The following is a 20,806-nucleotide window of genomic DNA, read 5'->3' on the forward strand; positions in this document are numbered from 1 at the left end:
TTATTTTTAAATTTTTATACTATTTCTAAAATAACTTAACTCCAACATTAAAAAAATATTATAGTAATAATATATAAACAAATATATTACTAATATTAAACAAAACTAAAACTATAATGTAAATTTTATAAAATTAATTTTTATCACATTATACTAATAAACAATAAAACTTTTTTGGAGGAAAACGGATAAAATGTCAAAAATTTTTATTTCATGTGCATTACCCTACGCAAATGGACCTTGCCATTTAGGACATTTAAGATCAACTTACATTCCTGCAGACATCTATGCAAGATGTAATAGAATGCAAGGAAACGAAGTATTATTTGTCTGTGCAACTGATGAACATGGGACACCAATCGCTGTACAAGCAGAAAATGAAGGAAAAAAACCTATAGAAATAGCTAAAAGATATCATGATATGATAGTTGAAGATGTAAAATCTTGCGACATCACATTAGACAGTTTCACACGTACAACAGATAAATTACACTATGAAATCAGTCAAAACTTCTTTTTAAACCTATACAACAAAGGATTAATATATGAACACACTATAGAACAATTATACTGTGAAAATTGTCATAAATTCTTACCTGACCGATACGTTGAAGGAACATGTCCAGTATGTGGGGCAGAAGGGGCAAGAGGAGACCACTGTGAAAGTTGTGGAAGACACTTAGAACCAACTGAACTCAAAGAACCACAATGTTTAACCTGTGGACACACACCAGTTATAAAAACAAGTAAACAATACTTCTACAAACTCAGTAACTTCGAAGACGACATAGAAGAATACATAGAAAACAATAAAAAATTACCCTCAAATGTAAGAAACTATGCACTAAACTGGTTAAAAGAAGGTTTAGACGATTGGATAATGACAAGAGATATGAAATGGGGTATACCTGTCCCATTAAAAGATGCTGAAGGAAAAGTAATATATGTTTGGGGAGAAGCATTCCTTGGATACATATCATCAGCAGCACAATGGTCAAGAAAAACAGGAAAACCATGGGAAGACTACTGGAATGATACAGCAATACATTTCATTGGTAAAGATATCATCTACCATCACGCACTATTCTGGCCAGCATTACTATCAGGTTATGGTTGTAAATTACCAGACAACATATTTGCCGGAGAATTCCTATCCCTTGAAGGTAAAAAAATGAGTACAAGTAAAAATTGGGTAATATGGGTATCTGATTTTGTACGTGACTTCGACTCAGACTTACTAAGATACTACTTAACAATCAACGCACCACTAAACAAAGACACAGATTTTAGTTGGGATGATTTCCAAAGAAGAGTAAACGATGAACTTGCAGATGTACTTGGAAACTTCTTACACAGAACTTTCACATTCACCCACAAATTCTTCGATGGAAAAGTACCAGAATACAAAAATCCAAGCCAAGAAGACATTGAATTTGAAAAATTAATAAAACAATTACCTGAAACAGAAAAAGATTACATAAACGATTTTAAATTCAGAGAAGGATTAGTTGAAGTTTTCAAAGTAGCTAAAGCAGCTAACAAATACTTTAATGACCAAGAACCTTGGAAAGCAATAAAAGAAAATCCACAAAAAGCAGCAAACACAGTATACTTATGTGATCAATTAGCAAAAAGCTTTGCAACATTAACAAAACCATACATCCCAAAAACTGCAGATAAAATAGCAAAAATAGTAAACATCACAGATAATGATACTTGGGATAAAGCAACAGAATACCTCCCAATAGGTCATGAAATTAACAAACCAAAACCACTATTCCAAAAAATAGAAGATTCAACAATCAAAGCAGAAAAAGAAAAATTATACAAAAACTTAGAAAAAAGCACAGATAATGGAGAAAAGAAAATGAGTGAAAAAATCAGTATAGATTACTTTGATAAAGTAGAAATAAGAATTGGACAAATAAAAGAAGCAGAAAAAATTGAAAAATCTAATAAATTATTAAAATTACAAGTAAATGTTGGAGACAAAACATTACAAATAGTTGCAGGATTAGCTAAAAGATACAGTCCAGAAGAATTAATAGATAAAAAAGTAACAGTACTAGTAAACTTAGAACCTGCAAAACTATTTGGTGTAGAATCCCAAGGAATGCTTTTAGCATCAGGTGAAAGTGCAGCACTACTCGTACCTGAAGAACCAGTAAATGTAGGTGAAGAAATACAATAAGAAAAATTTTTAAAATTAATTCTATCCCATTTAAAATTGAAAAATATTCGGCGTATAAAAAAAACTTTAAATAAAAAAAATATTTAAAATTAAAAGATAGAATTAAATTAAAAAACTTCCCCCTAACCCCCAACTTTATTTAGTCTTTTTATGAAAAATTAGCCTCACAGGTGAGTAATAAAATGGATGAATCCATGCTCATAACAAATGCTGAAAAGTATTTAAATAAAATAGATAAAGAAAAAATTGACATAAAACACATTAACAACATTGAAGAGTTTAAAACAGTCTACTTCAGGTTTCAAGAAAGATTAAACACCTTACAAGATTTAAAAGAAAAAATGGATGCAAATGGTTACACAGCACCATTTAGATCATTAAACCGTTATGGAGTTTCCTCCACATCAGATGTTGGATTTGATGAAATATCTGAAATAAACCGTCATAACCAACACTTCAGATTAAAAGCAACAGCAAAACGAAACATTTTAGATCGAGTTAAAGCCGCAATAGACTCACATAAAATAGCAATGGGAAATCTTGAATCCTATGGTCAATTTAAATGTAAAGACTGTGGAAAAAGTTACAGACCAACAAACTTCAATAATCCAAATATAAAATGTGACTGTGGTAGTGAAAACTTTGAATTTGATGTAGACGAATCTGGAGTCTACAGGCTAGAAATAATACCACATTTACCATTATCTGGTAACTACATGGTATTAATGAGTGAACTATCTGAATGGGGAAGAGATTCACTTAAAAAAGTTTTAAATTTACTTAAAACTAAAAGAAAAACAGTAATAACAAATGTATCTCCTGTAATTTCAGTAAAAGAAAACAATAGATGGATAACAAAAAGAGTATCCCTAGATTCTGAATTCGTAGATAGCTATGAAGAAGAACTTCGAAGAATTTATGGAAGAAACTTCCGAATAGAAAGATTAGACTTCCATAGATCAAGACCAACAATAATAAATGATAAACATACAAGAACCGCTCTAGCAATAGCTTACGTGAAACATTCAGAAACCATAGTTAAAAAACACAAACAAGCAATCCTAGAAAATAATATTAGAAACTTAGAACACTTACAAATCTATGACGAAGTAGTTAAAGATGTTAAATTAGACAACCCAAACTTTATCGAAGAACTTGACACATTAGAAGAATGGAGAAACAATAAAGTAAGTGAAATATTACAAGATATAGGATTAATGGATAAATTCGGTCACTTAGACAGAACATTAAAAAGCGATATTAAAAAAAGAGACCAAATAGAACAAACAATATTCTCAGAAATAGCTCCAACACTAATAAGATGGGATATCTTCAAATATTACATAACAACCTCCAATGATAAAAGAAAAAGATATGGAGGACCATTCCCATACATCAGAGGAGATATTGACAGACAACAAAGAAAAATTTTCCAAAGATATTCAAACAAAACAATCAAAATATTACAAGAAATGGAAAATGAGAAAATCATACCAGTACCAGACATGGATCTTTTACTTTACAAAAAATTCAATTTAGAAAAACAAATAAAAAATTCTAATATAAAATTAGATTACACAGCACTAGGTGCAGCAATGATAAGTACCAACTCAGATATTCCAATAAAAGAATCAGCTAGAGTATTCACTGTATCTCAAAAACGTGTAGAAAAAGAAATCAAAAACTTAGAAAACAGTAAAAGACCTAGAAGTAAAAAATCAAAAAAGTTTTTAGAAATGATAAAAAATTAAAAAAAAGGGTTAAAATTCAATGATTAATGAGGATCAAAAAAATTCAACAGACTTAGATATTAATGCGTGGCAAATACATATTACTCATCCATTAACTTCAGAAAAAATAATAGAATTAATGGATAATTATCCTAGTCTTAGAAGAATAACATGTTCACAGAGTTTATATGATAATATTTCCCCAAAATATCTTGAAGCATTAAAATCATTAGACATAAAAGTGGAAGTAGAATATAATTGGGGAAGAAAACGAGTACACCCTCAAGAAGATATAGATAAAGTATTAAACTCTTTAAAAGAAGGAAATTCACCTAAAAGTATTAGTGAACAGTTCAATATTCCTTTAAATAGGGTATATTACTTCAGATCAAAATATTCAAACGATTCTAAAAAAGATTATAATTTCTATAAAAGAAAATATGATGATAAATTACGTTTAAAGATTAAAAATTTAGTTAAAAACGGTGAAAAACCAAAGAACATATCAAAAGACTTTAATATTCCTCTTAGATCTGTTTATAATATTTTAAATGATAAATAACTTATTCTTACATTTTTTTTACTAAAATTTGATTAAATACATTTTTCTTTAATATTTCTTTTTAATGTTAATGTTTAGTGATAAAATCCACATAATACTTTTTTATAAATAAGAATTAAATATAAAAATCTATTATTTTCACAATTATACTACTTAAAACATCCATATATTCTTTTAATTTCTTTTTTAGTTTTATTATTTTTTCCATAATCCCTTTTTTTAAAAAAAATTTAAATGGATAATTTTTAATATTAATAATAATATAATAAGATTAATTTTTACTTTAATTAAGTAATGTTTTTTATTAAAAAAAATTTAAATGGAGAAATAAAAGTTCATGATTTCAGTTTTAACACCTCCACATCTGCCTTTAGTTTTAATTGCATTGGTTTGTGGTATTGTATCATTTGCAGTTACTTGGTTTGTTATGCCTCATCTTATTCATCGTTTGGAAAATGCTCATATTGTAGGTAAAGATATTCATAAATCTTTAAAGCCTATTGTTGCAGAGATGGGTGGTTTAGGAATATTATTTGGTTTTATTATTGGTATGTTTTGTGGTGTTTATTTATTTTCTACACTTACATTTCAATTAATTATTGTATTATTGGTTATTCTACTTGTAGGTATTATTGGTATGGTTGATGATTTAATAATGCTTTCATCTTATGAGAAGTTAATATTGCTCTTTTTTGCAGGTATTCCTTTAATTTGGGCTGCTCCGCCTAATGTTGGATTTTTCTATATTATTTGTATTCCTATTGCAGTTAGTATTTGTTCTAATTTAACTAATATGCTTGCTGGTTTAAATGGTATTGAATCTGGTTTAGGAGTAATTGCAATGGTTTCTCTTACTATTTCTTGTATTGTATTAGGTAAGTATGATGTTGCTATAATAAGTATGAGTATGTTAGGTCCTTTAATTGCATTTTTATACTTTAATAAGCATCCGGCTAAGGTTTTCCCAGGGGATACTGGTACATTAATTATTGGTGCAGCTATTGCAGCTATTGCATTTATTGGAAGATTAAAGTTCATTGCTTTTATTATATTATTACCGAATATTATTGATGCGGCATTGAAATTTTATAGTGCTGGTGTTATGAATCGTGCAGATCAAAAGCCTACTCAGGTTTCATCTGATGGTACTCTTTTCAGTCCAGATCAAGGTTTCAAGTCTTTGATTCGTTTTGTTTTAAGAAAGCCTGTTGATGAGAAGACTGCTGTTAAAATGATTTGGGGTATTGGAATCTTTTTCGGTCTTGTTGGTATTATTATTGCTGTATTGATGCCTGGTGTTTTAGATAATCATTTAATGGCTCAATTTTTAAGTTTTAAAGATTTATTCTATCATATTTAAAATTTTTTTTATATTTTTTTTATTTAATAAATTAAATGTATATACATAATTATATGTGTACACACTTACACATAAAATTATTTTTAAAAAAAATAATTAATGAAAAAAATATAAGTTAAAATCAATTCTTAGCACGAATTCTTAACTTTTCATAAATTTCATCAATTTTAGCATCTTCTTCTTTTTCTCTTTTCTTAAGAACATTATCATTTTTCAAATTAAATTTATCAATTAAATCATAAATATCCTTAGAAGAATGAGATACCTTTTTAGATGAAGTTTCTGTAAGTTTTTTATAAATCCTATCTACCTTTTTATCTTGTTCTTTTTCACTATAAGGTACATTCATAAAAATTCCTCATCTTTAGTTAATATTTTACATTTTAATAACAGGTAATTGTATTTCTCTTAAACAATCCTTTTCTTCAACTTCAAAAGGACTATTTAAAAATATTTCTTTAGGTGAACCAATAATATCATAATGATTTAACTCAGCAAATTCAATCATTTCATCATAACTTTCCCGAATATTATCACGAGACCCTTGATGAATACCTGAAAGAACAGTGTGTTCAACCATATCCGCAATATCTATTTCAGGAGTTTTATCCACTTCATCATCAGAAATAGGAACACCTAAATCATAAACAACATCATCCTCTTTAACTCTATCAGGCATTCGATAAAATATAACAAAATAATCTCCAATAGTTTTAATCTCTTTATCTTCAACCCATCCAGTTAACTTAGAAATCATCACTTCCATATCACTTAAAGGTCCTTTATGTTTCATAACAGCAATTTTATGATCAGGTACAATTTTTTCTTGAACATTCATAATAATCATTTCCTCATTAATTAAATATTAACTTTTTTATTTAAATAAAGTAACAGTTACAATTTCCCCTTCATCTACTAACTCAATATTTTTATCAACTTTAGTATAACCATCTGCAGTAGCTAAAGAGAATATAGCACCAGAATCCTTAAATATAGGTTCAACACCATCATTCTTTATTCTAACTAACTGATATTGCATTCTACCAATAGGAGAATGGATTCTTTTAGTTATAGGTCCGGTAAAAGTATTCTTATTCTCATCTACTTTAATACCAGCTAATTTCTCTAAACTTGGAACTACAAACATGTTAAAAATCACAAGAGCACTAACAGGATTTCCAGGTAAACCAATCACTATTTTACCATCAATAACTCCAACTAATGTAGGTTTGCCTGGTTGAACTGTAATCCCATGAATATAAACACAACCTAATTCATCAAGAATACTTCTTAAATTATCCCCAACACCTGCAGAAGTCCCACCAGAAACTAATACAACATCAAAATCTTTAATACTACTATTAATCTTATTTTTTATAGAATCATAATCATCTTTAATAATACCTAAAGTTTTTGCATCTGAACCAGCAGCATCAGCCCCAGTTTTTAACATATCACTATTAACATCATAAATTTTCCCAGGAATAATAAGTTCATCATTATCTAATAATTCATTCCCTGTAGAAATAATACCAACTTTAGGTTTTTTATAAACATCAACTTCACTAATTCCTTGTGCAGCTATAACTCCAATTTTAGAGGGAGTTAAAAGTTCACCTTTACTTAAAATCTTATTACCCTTTTTAATATCAGAACCTTTTTGCCCAATTTCTTGAGTAGGTGTTAAACTTTTAAATAAATTAACATTACCTTCATCATCTAAATCTGTAAACTCAACCATTTCAACAGCTTCAGCACCCTCAGGCATAGGGGCACCAGTACTAATTTGGATACATTCTCCAAGTTTCAATGTTTTGTCACTAAAATCCCCAGCTTCAACAACATCCACGATCTTAACAATATTTGGACTTTCTTCACTAGCACCATAAGTATCCTCTACTTTAACAGCATAACCATCCTTAAGTGCTCTGTTAAAAGGAGGAAAATCTATTCTGCTTTCTATATCATTAAATAAAACACGATTAAGACTATCACTTAATTTAACACTTTCAGATTCTGGAGGATAATACTTTTCAAATAAATCCCCAATAATCTTCTTAGCATCACCAGATTCTTTAATCTTTAAAAATTCCTTTCCCATTTTAATCACAATTTTCTTAAAAATAAATAAAAATTTTTTATTATTAATTAGTATATCATTAATTCCAATTATATATAATATTATATATAAAGAATTATAAAATAATATTCATATTATAAAATATTGTATGTTTACAATTTTTTTAAAATATTAAAAAAACCCAGTATTTATTTTCTTAACAACTAAAATCATTATTAAGACACTTATAAATCATTTAAGGTTCATAAACAGGAGGAAAATTTTTGACTAATAAAAAACATAATAACAACAATGCCCCACAAGAGTATCACAGAGTAAGAACACCTCGAAGAGGGGAAATGCCTGGTGTAGTAGAACAAATCATGGGACATGGAAAAATCAGAGTAAGATGCTCAGATGGATACATAAGAATGACCCGTATACCTGGAAAAATGAAAAAACGTATTTGGATTCGAGAAGGAGATGTTGTACTCGTTAAACCATGGGATTTCCAAACCAATGAAAAAGCTGATGTAATTTGGAGATACACTAGAACAGAATCTAACTGGCTCGAAAGAAAAGGCTACTTAAAAATGTAAAACCATCTATTTTTAAGTAAATTTTAATTCCCATACCAAAAATAAAAAATATTTCAAAAAAAATAATTTCAGAAGGTTAATAAAAATGGATTCTAAAATAAATAAAGCTGATGCAGAATTACAAAAATTAATCTCTGAAAAAAGAATAAAAGATGATGATGATAAAAAAGTAGCTAGTGAAGTATTCGATGATAAAACATTAAAAACCTTATACAAACTAGCTAACCAAAACTATTTAGACATCTTAAACGGGGCCATTAGCACAGGTAAAGAAGCAAACGTCCTTAAAGGCATAAAAGATGATGGATCCATAATAGCTGTAAAAATTTATCGAATCACCACATCTGATTTTAAAAAAATGCATTATTACATTGATGGTGATCCACGTTTCAATGTCAAATCAACAAATAAAAGACAACTAATAAAAGCTTGGGTTAATAAAGAATACCGAAACCTAAACAGATTATATGAAAATGGTGTAAATGTACCTAAACCTATTGTTGCCTTAGATAATGTATTATTATTAGAATTTATAGGAAATGATCAAGGAGAACCTGCAAAAACTGCACGATACGATCCTCCAGAAGACCCTACAGATTTTTATGAAAGATTACTTTTAGAAATGGATAGGTTCATAAATAAATCTAACTTAATCCATGGTGACCTATCAACTTTCAATATCATGAATTTTAATCAAAATCCTGTAATAATTGATGTTTCACAATCTGTAGTTCGAGATCATCCAATAGCTAAAGAATTATTGTTGAGAGATATAAAAAATATCTCTACAGAATTCAATAAATTAGGAGTTCAAACTTCTGAAAGTAAAATTAAAGATTATTTAAATCTTAAAATTTAATAAAACTACTTTCTACTATTTTTTTATAAAAGAAGATTACTTTTCAAATGCTTGGAAAATATTCTTTTAATAATTAATTTCAATATTAATAATAACGCTTGTTTATATCCAAAAAAAATAATAGGAAGTTAGTTTCTAATTTTTTAAAATATAAAAATTCATTTTTTTTCAAAATGAATAAATAAGATTAAAATAATATAAGAATAATGTATTTAATAATATTTGGAAAAAATGTTTAAATAAAACTTTTTTCTACTATTATAATAAAATTTGAGGTGAATAAATTGCCAGAAACTGACTATCTTAAAATTCCTAACAATCGAGTAGGAGTTTTAATTGGAAAAAACGGTGAAACTAAAGAACAAATTGAGAAAGTAACTCAAACCCAATTAGATATTGATGGAGAAGAAGGTTTAGTAACAATAAATCCAACTCCTGATATGGAAGATCAATTAGGTGTTTGGAAAACTAATCATATCGTCAAAGCTATAGGTAGAGGTTTTAATCCTGAAACTGCATTAAAATTATTAGATGATGATATGTACTTAGAAATAATTAAGTTACCTCTTTTTGTTGGAAAATCTAAAAAAGCTTTAGCTAGATATAAAGGAAGAATCATTGGAAAAGATGGTAAAACTAGAGAAATCATTGTTGGAATGGCAGAAGTGGATATGGCAATTTATGGAAAAACAGTTTCCATTATTGGTCTTCTAGATAATGTGGAGATTGCAAAAGAAGCTGTTGAAATGATTCTTAATGGATCAAGACATAAATCGGTATATGGATTTTTAGAAAATAAAAAGCAAGACTTAAAAATGAAAGAATTTAAGGCTATTGTTGGAATTGATGATGATGAAATTCAACTTCGTGATGATTTAGATGATATAGATGATGAATCTGAATCAGATGAAGATTTAGAAGAATAATTATTTTTTTAATTCCCATTCTTTTTTTTATTTTATTTTAAAGATTAATTTGAATTTATTATTTAATTAATTTTTAAGATTTTTTCCATTTTTTTTTATCCTATTTCTTAAAAACTCCCTACATTACTAAATTTATTATCAAAAATTAGGCATACTCTGTTGATTAAACTTATTAGTTACACTAGTTCCATAATAATAATTAATCTTAAAAATATTAATTTTAGTTTTTTATAATAAAACTTATATATAATATTAACTATAGGTATATCTATTGATAAATTTAGTAGAGTTTATTCAATTTTATACAAAATAATATTTTTTTCTACCAAAAAATAAAATATAAATTTTCAAATTTATAAAAAAAGGTTTTTTCTTTTTATAAAAAAATTTTATTTAAAATTTTTTTTAGCTAATGCTATGAAAAAAATATTAAAATCATCATAATTACAAAATATATAAAAAATTTTTTTAATGGAGGTAAATTAATTTGTCCCAACAAGCATCAGAACTCTTTGACAACTTCCAAGAATTGACACCGTCAGAGTTCTTCAGAAAAAATAAACAAATGTTAGGATTCAGTGGAAAAATAAGATCATTAACCGTAGTATTCCACGAACTTATAACTAACAGTTTTGATGCAGCAGAAGAAGCTGGAATTCTTCCAGAAATTAAAATAGACTTAAAAAGACTTGATAAAGAACATTATGTTCTAAGACATTCAGATAACGGTCCAGGAATCCCAGAAAAATTCATAATGAAAGTATACTGTACAATGTTTGCAGGATCCAAGTTTAGAAACATCCAATCCCGAGGACAACAAGGATTAGGATGTAGTGGATGTGTACTTTTATCCCAAATGACTACAGGTGAACCAGCACATGTAATCTCAGGATACCAAGAAAACGGGGAACTAAAAGGAATTAAAATGGACTTTAAAATGGATGTTAAAAAGAACAAAGGTATGTTACTACACAAAGAAAAATATCCTGTAGACCATACTGGAGTATGCATAGAACTCCAATTTAAAGATGTTTCATATTCCCTAGCAGAACAAGGAGCATTTGAATATATACGTAGAACCATGATAGGAAACCCTCATGCAAAAATAATATTCAGAGACCCATCAGGACACAAATATATATTCAATAGAGCATCAGACATTGTACCTCCATTACCAAAAGAAGTATTACCTCATCCAAAAGGTGTTACCGCAGATGATTTAATCTTCATGGCTAAACACACAGATAAAAGACGATTTAAAAGTTTACTAACAAGTTCACTTTCCAGAATGTCTGCTAAAAGAATTAAAGAAGTTGAAGAACTAACTGGAATCGACTTAAACAAAAGACCAAAAGATATGAAATGGGCTGAAGCAGAAGCAATAGTACATGCTTTCTCTAAAATGAAATTCATGGCCCCACCAACAAACGGTTTAATACCAATTGGTTCAGATCAAATCGAAAAAGGTATGAAACAAATACTTAAACCAGAATTCATAACTTCCATTACAAGAAAACCAGTAACCTACAAAGGAGGAGTAGCTTTCATTGTAGAAGCTGGAATAGCATATGGAGGGGACTGTGGAAGACTCATCAGTGATCAAAGAAAAGCAGAAATAATGAGATTCGCAAATCGAGTACCATTATCATTCGATCAAGGATCATGTGCAATAACAGAAGCATTAAAAAGTATAGACTGGAAACGATACGGAATCAGAGACCTTGACAATGCTCCAATAACATTATTCATTAACATAATCTCAACCCAAGTACCATACTTATCTACAGGAAAACAAAGTATTGCTCCAGAACCTGAAATAGTTCATGAAGTAAGACAAGCATCAATGAAACTAGCACGAAGACTTCAAAAACATTTAAGAAAGAAACGAGCAGCTAAAGAAAAGAAAATGAGATCTAAAATATTCGAAGATTACGTACCTGTAATCTTAGAAGAAGCTGCAAAACTTGGAGAAGTTGAAGTACCAGACTATGAAGAAGTATTATCCAAAGTAACTAAAAGATCCATTGCAGATTTATTAGGTGAAACTGTAGAAGAAGTTGAAGAAGAGGAAGAAGATGCTTTAATGGAAGAACTAGATGAATTCGGATACAAAGTAGATGAAGAACATTCAAACATGACAAATATTGAAAATAAATCAGTTGTAGAAGAATTAGAAGATGAACTAATCATTGAAGAAGAAGATGCAAAAAAAACACAATCAGAAAGTAAACAATCTACTTTAACAAAAAATGAAGGTGACTAAATATGGCTGAAGAAGAAAGACCTGAAGATATGAAAAAAGGATTATCCCATAAAGAAAAAAGAAAAGAATACACATTCAATAAACTCAAAGAATTAGGTCAAGGAATTGTTGCTGATGTAGAACAAAAAAAAGTACCTTCATTAAAAATCCCTTCTAGAGGAACAGGAAACATAGTATATGATGATGCTAAAAAATATTATGTTCTCGGAGACCGATACGGTCGAAGATCATTAGGAAATGTTAAACAAATCCGTAAAATGGGACAAATGGTATTCACTGCAAATTTCTGTAAAGATTTAGTTCAAAGAGAAAAAACTGCAACAATACGGGAAATGTATTATGTATCTGAAGGTTGGGGTGTAGAATTTAACACACAACAGGAATCAAATACTGTAGGTGAAGATTTAGAAGTAGCACTTGGAACAACTCGTGAAGACCTTGGATTAATGCCCGAAGAAGATGGAGCATCAGTATACGGTGATTTAACCCTATTAGATGATGATGTTGAATTAAATGCTAAAAAATCTGGAAAATCAGGTTACACTATAAGTCCAACAATTGACCAAGTAGAATTTCTTGACTGTGGAGTAGAAAGAGTACTCGCAGTGGAAACAATGGGAATGTTTCACAGATTAGTTCAAGAAAACGCTTATGACAGATTCAACACATTAGTTGTTGGATTAAAAGGACAAGCAGCACGTGCAACAAGAAGATTCATAAAAAGATTAAACACAGAATTAAATTTACCAGTATATATTTGTAACGATGGAGATCCATGGGGATTCCATATTGCACAAGTTATCATATCTGGAAGTGCTAAATTAGCACATGTAAACTATGACCTTGCAACTCCAAATGCACAATTTATTGGTGTAACCGCAAGTGATATTATAAATTATGATCTTCCAACTGATCCATTAAAAGATATAGATGTTTTAAGATTAAAAGAACTATCTAAAGATCCAAGATATCAAACAGATTTCTGGCAGACTGAAATAAAAAAGATGCTTAAAATAGGTAAAAAAGCAGAACAGCAATCTTTCAGTAAATATGGATTAGAATATATTGTAGATACATACTTCCCACATAAATTAGGAATAGAAGAATAAACAATTTATAATCATAAATTAAATATTATTTTTCTTATTTTCTAAAATTTTCTTCTTTTTTTTAACTTTTTTTTTATAATACAATTAATAATACGTGTTGGATTTATTTATGAGAGATTTAAAACAATTAAAAATCAAATTATCTAATATAATTAATGAGTATAATGGAATAAATATTGATTATATTCCTACAGATTCTATAGTTATTGAACCTTGGACTAGGTTAAAATGTCAATATGGATGCTCCCATTATAAAAAGTCATTAACCTGCTCACCTTACCCACCGAAACCTAGTGAAATGCGAGAAATAGTGAAATCTTACTCTCAAGCTATCCTATTAGAATTTCATGAAAATTTTGAAATAATTAATAATCTTGTTGTGGAAGTAGAAAATGAATGTGCAAGAGAAGGTTTTTATAAAGCATTTGGTTTAGGTGCAGGATTTTGTAAATTTTGTAAAGAATGTAATCTTGAGGAATGTTTAAAACCTGAACTAGCTAGACCTTCACTTTCTGCAGTAGGAGTAGATATTCATAAAACAATAGCAAATAATGGATATGATATTTTAGCTTATGATGAAATTGAAAAAACATATTTATGTTATGGTTTAGTTTTACTTGATTAATTAAAATCTTAGTATTATAAGATTTGTATGGAATTATTTTAAAAGATTATATCAAATTACTTATATTACTAAAAGAAAAATAGTATTATAATTAATAAAATATGTTTTTATTAAATTTTAAAAAATTTTTTTTAGGTGTTAAAAAATTATGAAATCTGTCGCTATTAATGGATATGGAACTATTGGTAAAAGAGTAGCTGATGCAGTTGCAGCTCAAAAAGATATGAAAATTGTGGGTGTAAGTAAAACACGACCAACATTTGAAGCAAGAGCAGCAGTAAATAAAGATTATCCTTTATATATTGGTATTCCTGAACGTGAACACTTATTTAGGGAATCAGGAATTGAAATAGCAGGTACTGTTGATGATATGATTGAAGAAGCTGATGTTGTAGTTGACTGTACCCCTGGAAATCTTGGAAAAGCAAATCTAGAGAAATATAAAAAAGCTGGAGTTAAAGCTATTTACCAAGGTGGAGAAGATCATGAACTAACTGGATTATCATTTAATTCCTTTGCAAATTATGATGATTCATTTGGAGCAAATTATACACGTGTAGTTTCATGTAATACAACAGGATTAACAAGAACTTTATCAACTATAGATCCAATATGTGACATTAAAAAAGTAAGAGCAGTTATGGTTCGTCGAGGAGCAGATCCTAACGAAGTGAAAAAAGGACCAATAAATTCAATTGTACCTAACCCTCCTAAAGTACCTTCTCATCATGGACCTGATGTGAAAACTGTTATGGGAGATATTGATGTTACAACTATGGCATTATTAGTTCCAACAACTTTAATGCATCAACATAATTTAATGGTTGAAATTAATAATGATGTGACTATTGATGAAATTATAGATGCATTTGAAAAACGTTCCCGTGTAATGCTTGTAGATGCAAGTGAAGGATTAGGATCTACTGCAGAATTAATGGAATTTGCTAAAGAATTAGGTAGAAATAGAAATGATTTCTATGAAATCCCAGTATGGAGAGAATCAATAAACATTGTAGATAATGAATTATTTTATATGCAAGCTGTTCATCAAGAATCTGATGTTGTTCCTGAAAATGTTGATGCAATACGCGCATTACTTGAAATGGAATCAGATAATGAAAAATCCATAGCAAAAACTAATAAAGCAATGGGAATATTATAAAATAAAAAAAAATACACATTATATTAAAATTTCTAAACCTTTTTTTTAAATTTTTTTTATAAATTAAATAATTCATAACCTTTTTTTTTTAGAAGTGATTAATCATGAAAGATAAAATAATTTTTGGACCAGCAGGAAAACCATTAGATTATAATGGAAGTGCTTATACTTCATCAAAATATCTCTCAAAACAGGGTTTACATGCATTTGAATATCAATCTTCTCATGGAATTAGAATTGGAGAGAAAAGTGCTAAAATATTGAAAAAACAATCAGAAAAAGAAGATGTTTTAATATCAATGCATGGGCCTTATTATATTAATATGTGTTCTAAGGAACCTGAAAAAATTGATGCTTCCATAGAAAGATTAGTTGATTCTGCAAGAGTAGGTGAATGGATGGGTGCATATCGTTTAGTGTTCCATCCAGGTTTTTATTCTAATCAAAAACCAGAAAAAGCTTTAGAGATATGTGAACAATCTTATAAAAGATTACTTGAAAGATGTGAAGAAGAGGGGTTTGAAAATTATACTTTTGCCCCTGAAACTACAGGTAAAAAATCTCAATTAGGTAATCTTGATGAAATTATTAATATGTGTCAAGGTTTTCAACATTTTGAACCCACTATAGATTTTGCTCATGTTCATGCTCGTGGACGTGGAATTTTGAATAAAAAAGAGGATTATAGTTGTATTTTCTCTAAATTAGAAAATGGTTTAGATATAAAAAGATTGCATTGTCATTTCACAACTATAGAGTATACTCATAATGGTGAGAGAAAACATCATAATTTAAATGAATATCCTGAATATGGGCCGTATATTAAGGATTTATTGTTAAATCTTATTGAAAATGATTGGAAAGCTACAATAATTTGTGAAACACCTCTTAGGGATAAAGATTCTATGAAGATGAAACAAATTTATGAATCTTTAATTTAAAATAAAATTTTTTTAATTTTACTTTTTTTTTAGATATAATATTTTTAATTTATAAATAGTTCAATTTTACTTTTTGGTAAATAAATTTTTAATATGCCTAAATTTAATTGTAATTTAAAATTATTATGATTAGATGGAATGTTTTTACATAATAGTAATATAATGCTTATTTTTTGCTTAATATGACAATATATTTATATAGGATGTTGATTACAATACTATAATATATAATAAATATATGTAAGAAAATATTTATTATAAAAAAAATTATTGTGGAGATGTTTAATAATGAAGAACAATGAATTACCTCTTGCACCTATTGCAAGAATCGTTAAAAATGCAGGTGCAGAAAGAGTAAGTGAAGATGCTAAAGAAGCATTAGCAGAAAAATTAGAAGAATGCGCAACTGAAGTAGCTAAAGAAGCTGTAGCTTTAGCAAGACATGCTGGTCGTAAAACCATCAAAGCTGAAGATATTAAATTAGCTAAAAGTGCAATTTGCTGCAAAGATTAAATTTATTAAATTTAATTTTTTTTATTTTAACTTTTTTTCAAAAATTAATAATACTACTTTTTTTACATAATTTTAATAAATACGAAATAATTTAAAATTAAACTATAAAACTTTTTTGTGTAAATTATATTTTTTTAAATTACATAAAACAATTATACTTTTATAAAAAAATATACATATTATTTTATAATAAAAAATTATAATAATTTTTTTTATCATATAATCTAATTATATTCTATTTTCAGGTGATTAAAAAATGTTTTATAAAACAATTATGCGTATAGACGATGTACACAGACTAAGAGATATAAGAGATCAATTATTAGTATTACAAGGACGAAATCCTACAAGAGAAGGAGATAGAGCTCTTAAAGTTGTAGTTCAAAGAATAGATAATATTCAAGAAAAATTAGATAAACGTTAATATTAATTAATTTCAAACAATCTACCATTATTTTAAGAAGGTTTAAATATTATGGAAATTAAAGAATATGCAAGTCTTAAAAAGATTCAAGATCAATTATTAATTGACCAAGGAAGAAAACCTACACGAAAAGGGAATAAATCCTTAAAACAAATTAATAAATCTATTCAAAAATTTAATAATATTAAATTAAAGTGAATATTTTTTTTATAGAATTTTTTTTTAATAAACTTTTTTTTGGATAAAAAGTTTAAATAACCATTTTTTTCAGTTGGTGTGAAATTTTGCAAACGAATAATCAAAACAATGACGTTAATAAATCTACGAATACAATAACCACTTCTAAAGTAAATAATAATAAAGAAGCTAAAGCAGTTGTTTTAAAAGGTGTTGGATATCCATTTAATTTTGCTTTAATGGATGGTTCAAATATAGAAATATCAGATAAGGTGCTATTTGAACAATATGCACGAGATCAATGGATAGGTATGGATGTAAGTGAAGGCACTTATCTTTTTGACCAAAAAATAATCCCAGATTTTGCATTTAAAGTTATCACTGTATTTCCAAACAATTCTGTAATTGGGGAAAATACTTCCATAGTTATTGTGGAAGAAGAAAAAGTTAAACCTACTTTGAAATCTATAAAAACTAATTTCAGTATTAGTGATGTGGTAGGTCAAGAAAGTGCTAAGAAAAAAGCTAAAGTTATAATGAAATATTTACATGAACCTGAAAAATTTGGAGAATGGGCACCACGAAACATACTATTTTATGGACTTCCAGGTACTGGTAAAACAATGTTAGCCAAAGCATTATCTAATGAAATCAAAGTTCCATTATATTTAATCAAAGCAACATCATTAATTGGTGATCATGTTGGAGATGGTGCATATAAGATCCATGAACTATTTACACTTGCACAAAAAACATCACCATCCATAATATTCATAGATGAAATAGACGCAGTAGCATTACACAGATCATACCAATCACTAAGAGGAGATGTATCTGAAATAGTAAACGCACTACTAACAGAAATGGATGGAATAAACCCAAATAAGGGGGTAATAACCATAGGTGCAACTAACAACATAGAAACATTAGATTACGCAATCAGATCAAGATTCGAACAAGAAATCGAATTTGCAATGCCTACAGAACAAGAAAGAAAACAAATCATAGAAAACAACCTGAAAACATTCCCACTAAAAATGGAAGTACCAACCGAAAAATTAGTACAAATATCAAAAGGCATGAGTGGAAGAGACATTAAAGAAAAACTACTCAAAACAGGATTACACAATGCAATATCTAATGATAAAAAAACAGTAACAAAACAAGACATTAAATATGCAATAGATATGAAAAAACAAAAACAAAACGAAGTAAAAAACATGTTTGTATAAAAAAAAGAATTTTCTTTAATAAATACAAACCCTACTATTTTTTTTTATTCAAATTAATAAAAATAATTCATTCATTAATGAAAAATTTCTCAGCTGCATTAATCAAATACTCATCCTCATCTTCAGCAGCATTCTTAATATTAACAGAAATATCATAAAAAATTTTATTAACAATAGATTTAGTAAGATTATCAATAATCTTAACACTACCTTCACTATCAGCTAACTTCACAATAGCTTTTTCACTTTCCCTTTGACGAATATCTTCCATATTAGATCTAATCTTACGTAAAATATCTTCAACTTTCATTAATTTAAAAGAATTTTCCAATAAATCAAATTCTTCTGAAATAATCTTCTCAGCAGCTTCAGATTCATTTTTACGCAAAGCCTTATTTTTTTCAGCAACCCCTCTTAAATCATCAATATTTAAAAGATTAACATTTAAATCTTTAACATCCTCATCAATATCTCGAGGATTAGCAATATCAATCATTAAAATATTTTCAGCATTTTTATCCTCAATAATAGGAGCAACACGTTCCTTAGTTAAAATATAATGAGGAGCACCAGTAGCACTAATAACAACATCAGCATTAGCCAAATAATGACCAATATCATCAATTAAAATAGATTCTCCACCTAATTCTTTAGCTAATCTATTTGCACGGAAATAAGTTCTATTAGCAACAAAAATCGCTTTCAAATCTTTCTCAGCAATAGCTTTAGCAACTAAAGTACCCATTTCACCAGCACCAATAACAAGAACACACTTACCTCTTAAATCACCAATAATTTCCTCAGCTAAATCAACAGCAGCAGAACCAATAGAAACACTACCCTGATTAATCATAGTCTTCTGTCTAACTTCCTGGCCCACATGAATAGCCTTTAAAAAAATAGTATCTAAAATTTTACCACAATGATTTTCCTTATCTGCAACTTTTTTAGAATCCTTAATCTGACCTAAAATTTGATCTTCACCAACAATCATAGACTCTAAACCAGAAGTCATTCTAAAAAGATGAATAATACTATCATCACCATATTGAATAATAATATTCTTATTATCATGATCTAATAATGGCTCATCATAAGAAATAAAATCATCATGAATATAATATTCATATCTGTTACAAGTAGATATTTCAACATATTCATTAATATCATACTTTTCTTTTAATTGATTAAATAAATTTTTTAAATCATTAGAAACTATTTCCATAGTCTCAATATCTGCAATTTTATGATCTACACCTATATTGATTATCAATTAATTCTCTCCCTAAAAAAAATAAACATAAAAGAAATTCTATTAATATTATATTACTATTAATTATTAAATATTTTCAATTAAACCCTCAACATAAACTTTAGCTTCATCTAATTTAGATTCCTCTAAAAGCATATTAACTTTATCATCCTTTAAAATATCATACAATTTATTCTTCCTATCTTTCTGATTAGGAATCTTATTTTTTAAAAGATTACGACAATAATCTTGAAGTTGAATCTCAAGAATATCTTTAGAACTAATTGTAGATTGAATCTTTTTTCGAAGCTCCTTAGCCATCAAAGGACTTTTACCGCCAGTAAATAAGGAAATTTCAACATCACCAATAAAAAAACTTGAAGGAATGACAAGATTACCCTCATCTGGACAATCAGCACGATTAACTAATTTACCCTCACTAATTTTTGAAACATAATCAGATAAATCCTTATCTCCACTAGCTAAAATAACAATATCGCACCATTTAACTAACTTGTCAACATTACTCAAATCTTCTAATATGGCTCCTTTATCTAATAATTCTTCAGAAATAAAATCTCCAGCTAAAATAACATTAGAACCTTTATCCAAAAAACGATTAGCTCTACGTGTAGCTACCTCTCCAGTTCCTAAAATAAAAACATTTTTATCTTTCACTTCTAAAAAAACTGATGTTAAACCCATATAATTACCTTTCTTTATTAATTAAAAACTAGTTTAATAAAAAATATTTCATAAAAAAAATAAAAAATTAGTAGAATTTTTTTAATAAAAAAAATTCATAAAAAATAAATAAAACAT

The 20,806-nt window shown here is 27.9% G+C and carries 21 protein-coding genes; 16 read left to right on the forward strand and 5 right to left on the reverse strand.

The features are described 5' to 3' along the window. The first annotated feature begins 193 nt into the window (after positions 1-193). The 4 genes from metG to ACA135_RS01365 all read left to right on the forward strand — a co-directional run bounded on the left by metG (position 194) and on the right by ACA135_RS01365 (position 5,843). Positions 194-2,191 carry a methionine--tRNA ligase gene (gene metG / locus ACA135_RS01350; protein WP_409198525.1) on the forward strand — a complete coding sequence of 666 codons (1,998 nt, stop codon included), beginning with the start codon at positions 194-196 and terminating at the stop codon, positions 2,189-2,191. A 182-nt stretch (positions 2,192-2,373) separates the two neighbouring features. After that, positions 2,374-3,942, forward strand: coding sequence for a DUF530 domain-containing protein (locus ACA135_RS01355; protein ID WP_409198526.1), 1,569 nt, complete (start codon positions 2,374-2,376; stop codon positions 3,940-3,942). A 19-nt stretch (positions 3,943-3,961) separates the two neighbouring features. Continuing rightward, entirely contained in the window at positions 3,962-4,483 is a 522-nt protein-coding gene (locus ACA135_RS01360) for a resolvase (RefSeq protein WP_409198527.1), read from the forward strand. A gap of 337 nt (positions 4,484-4,820) precedes the next feature. After that, complete coding sequence (locus tag ACA135_RS01365) at positions 4,821-5,843, forward strand: multidrug transporter (RefSeq protein WP_409198528.1); 1,023 nt, start codon at positions 4,821-4,823, stop codon at positions 5,841-5,843. A gap of 121 nt (positions 5,844-5,964) precedes the next feature. Here ACA135_RS01365 and ACA135_RS01370 read toward each other — a convergent pair whose 3' ends face one another. From ACA135_RS01370 to glp, 3 genes are read right to left on the reverse strand one after another with little or no spacing between them, the layout of a single operon-like run. Beyond that, positions 5,965-6,192, reverse strand: coding sequence for a hypothetical protein (locus ACA135_RS01370; protein WP_409198529.1), 228 nt, complete (start codon positions 6,190-6,192; stop codon positions 5,965-5,967). Between the two features lie 27 nt (positions 6,193-6,219). Next, positions 6,220-6,681 (reverse strand): GyrI-like domain-containing protein, encoded by a 462-nt coding sequence (locus ACA135_RS01375; protein WP_409198530.1) that lies wholly within the window; start codon positions 6,679-6,681, stop codon positions 6,220-6,222. Between the two features lie 36 nt (positions 6,682-6,717). After that, entirely contained in the window at positions 6,718-7,944 is a 1,227-nt protein-coding gene (gene glp, locus ACA135_RS01380) for a gephyrin-like molybdotransferase Glp (RefSeq protein ID WP_409198531.1), read from the reverse strand. A 242-nt stretch (positions 7,945-8,186) separates the two neighbouring features. On the opposite strand from glp, the gene eif1A reads away from it, so the two are divergent. The 12 genes from eif1A (at position 8,187) to ACA135_RS01440 (ending at position 18,732) form a co-directional block, all read left to right on the forward strand. Beyond that, entirely contained in the window at positions 8,187-8,501 is a 315-nt protein-coding gene (eif1A, locus tag ACA135_RS01385; RefSeq protein WP_409198532.1) for a translation initiation factor eIF-1A, read from the forward strand. 85 nt (positions 8,502-8,586) lie between these two features. Continuing rightward, the gene (locus ACA135_RS01390; RefSeq protein WP_409198533.1) at positions 8,587-9,360 is read left to right on the forward strand and encodes a serine protein kinase RIO; all 774 of its coding nucleotides are present in this window, start codon (positions 8,587-8,589) and stop codon (positions 9,358-9,360) included. Between the two features lie 284 nt (positions 9,361-9,644). Continuing rightward, the gene (locus ACA135_RS01395) at positions 9,645-10,286 is read left to right on the forward strand and encodes a KH domain-containing protein (RefSeq protein ID WP_409198534.1); all 642 of its coding nucleotides are present in this window, start codon (positions 9,645-9,647) and stop codon (positions 10,284-10,286) included. 487 nt (positions 10,287-10,773) lie between these two features. Further along, complete coding sequence (gene top6B, locus ACA135_RS01400; protein WP_409198535.1) at positions 10,774-12,549, forward strand: DNA topoisomerase VI subunit B; 1,776 nt, start codon at positions 10,774-10,776, stop codon at positions 12,547-12,549. Between the two features lie 29 nt (positions 12,550-12,578). Beyond that, positions 12,579-13,658: a DNA topoisomerase IV subunit A gene (locus tag ACA135_RS01405; protein WP_409199061.1), complete on the forward strand. Its 1,080-nt coding sequence runs from the start codon at positions 12,579-12,581 to the stop codon at positions 13,656-13,658. A gap of 109 nt (positions 13,659-13,767) precedes the next feature. After that, positions 13,768-14,283, forward strand: a complete 516-nt coding sequence (locus tag ACA135_RS01410; RefSeq protein WP_409198536.1) for a DUF2284 domain-containing protein — start codon at positions 13,768-13,770, stop codon at positions 14,281-14,283. A gap of 148 nt (positions 14,284-14,431) precedes the next feature. After that, positions 14,432-15,445 (forward strand): phosphorylating glyceraldehyde-3-phosphate dehydrogenase, encoded by a 1,014-nt coding sequence (locus ACA135_RS01415; protein WP_409198537.1) that lies wholly within the window; start codon positions 14,432-14,434, stop codon positions 15,443-15,445. Positions 15,446-15,549: 104 nt separating this feature from the next. Next, positions 15,550-16,386, forward strand: a complete 837-nt coding sequence (locus ACA135_RS01420) for a TIM barrel protein (RefSeq protein ID WP_409198538.1) — start codon at positions 15,550-15,552, stop codon at positions 16,384-16,386. Between the two features lie 288 nt (positions 16,387-16,674). Further along, positions 16,675-16,899 (forward strand): histone family protein, encoded by a 225-nt coding sequence (locus ACA135_RS01425; RefSeq protein WP_409198539.1) that lies wholly within the window; start codon positions 16,675-16,677, stop codon positions 16,897-16,899. A 256-nt stretch (positions 16,900-17,155) separates the two neighbouring features. Then, positions 17,156-17,323, forward strand: a complete 168-nt coding sequence (locus ACA135_RS01430; protein ID WP_409198540.1) for a hypothetical protein — start codon at positions 17,156-17,158, stop codon at positions 17,321-17,323. Positions 17,324-17,374: 51 nt separating this feature from the next. Continuing rightward, on the forward strand, positions 17,375-17,521 hold the full coding sequence (locus ACA135_RS01435) for a hypothetical protein (RefSeq protein ID WP_409198541.1): 147 nt from the start codon (positions 17,375-17,377) through the stop codon (positions 17,519-17,521). Positions 17,522-17,607: 86 nt separating this feature from the next. Beyond that, positions 17,608-18,732: an AAA family ATPase gene (locus ACA135_RS01440; RefSeq protein WP_409198542.1), complete on the forward strand. Its 1,125-nt coding sequence runs from the start codon at positions 17,608-17,610 to the stop codon at positions 18,730-18,732. 67 nt (positions 18,733-18,799) lie between these two features. Here ACA135_RS01440 and hemA read toward each other — a convergent pair whose 3' ends face one another. Both hemA and ACA135_RS01450 read right to left on the reverse strand, forming a co-directional pair. Continuing rightward, positions 18,800-20,005, reverse strand: coding sequence for a glutamyl-tRNA reductase (gene hemA / locus ACA135_RS01445; protein WP_409198543.1), 1,206 nt, complete (start codon positions 20,003-20,005; stop codon positions 18,800-18,802). 66 nt (positions 20,006-20,071) lie between these two features. Further along, positions 20,072-20,689 carry a bifunctional precorrin-2 dehydrogenase/sirohydrochlorin ferrochelatase gene (locus ACA135_RS01450; protein ID WP_409198544.1) on the reverse strand — a complete coding sequence of 206 codons (618 nt, stop codon included), beginning with the start codon at positions 20,687-20,689 and terminating at the stop codon, positions 20,072-20,074. Positions 20,690-20,806 lie beyond the last annotated feature (117 nt).

Source organism: Methanobrevibacter acididurans, from assembly GCF_046197875.1.
In the GTDB taxonomy this organism is placed as follows: Archaea; Methanobacteriota; Methanobacteria; order Methanobacteriales; family Methanobacteriaceae; genus Methanobrevibacter_A; species Methanobrevibacter_A acididurans.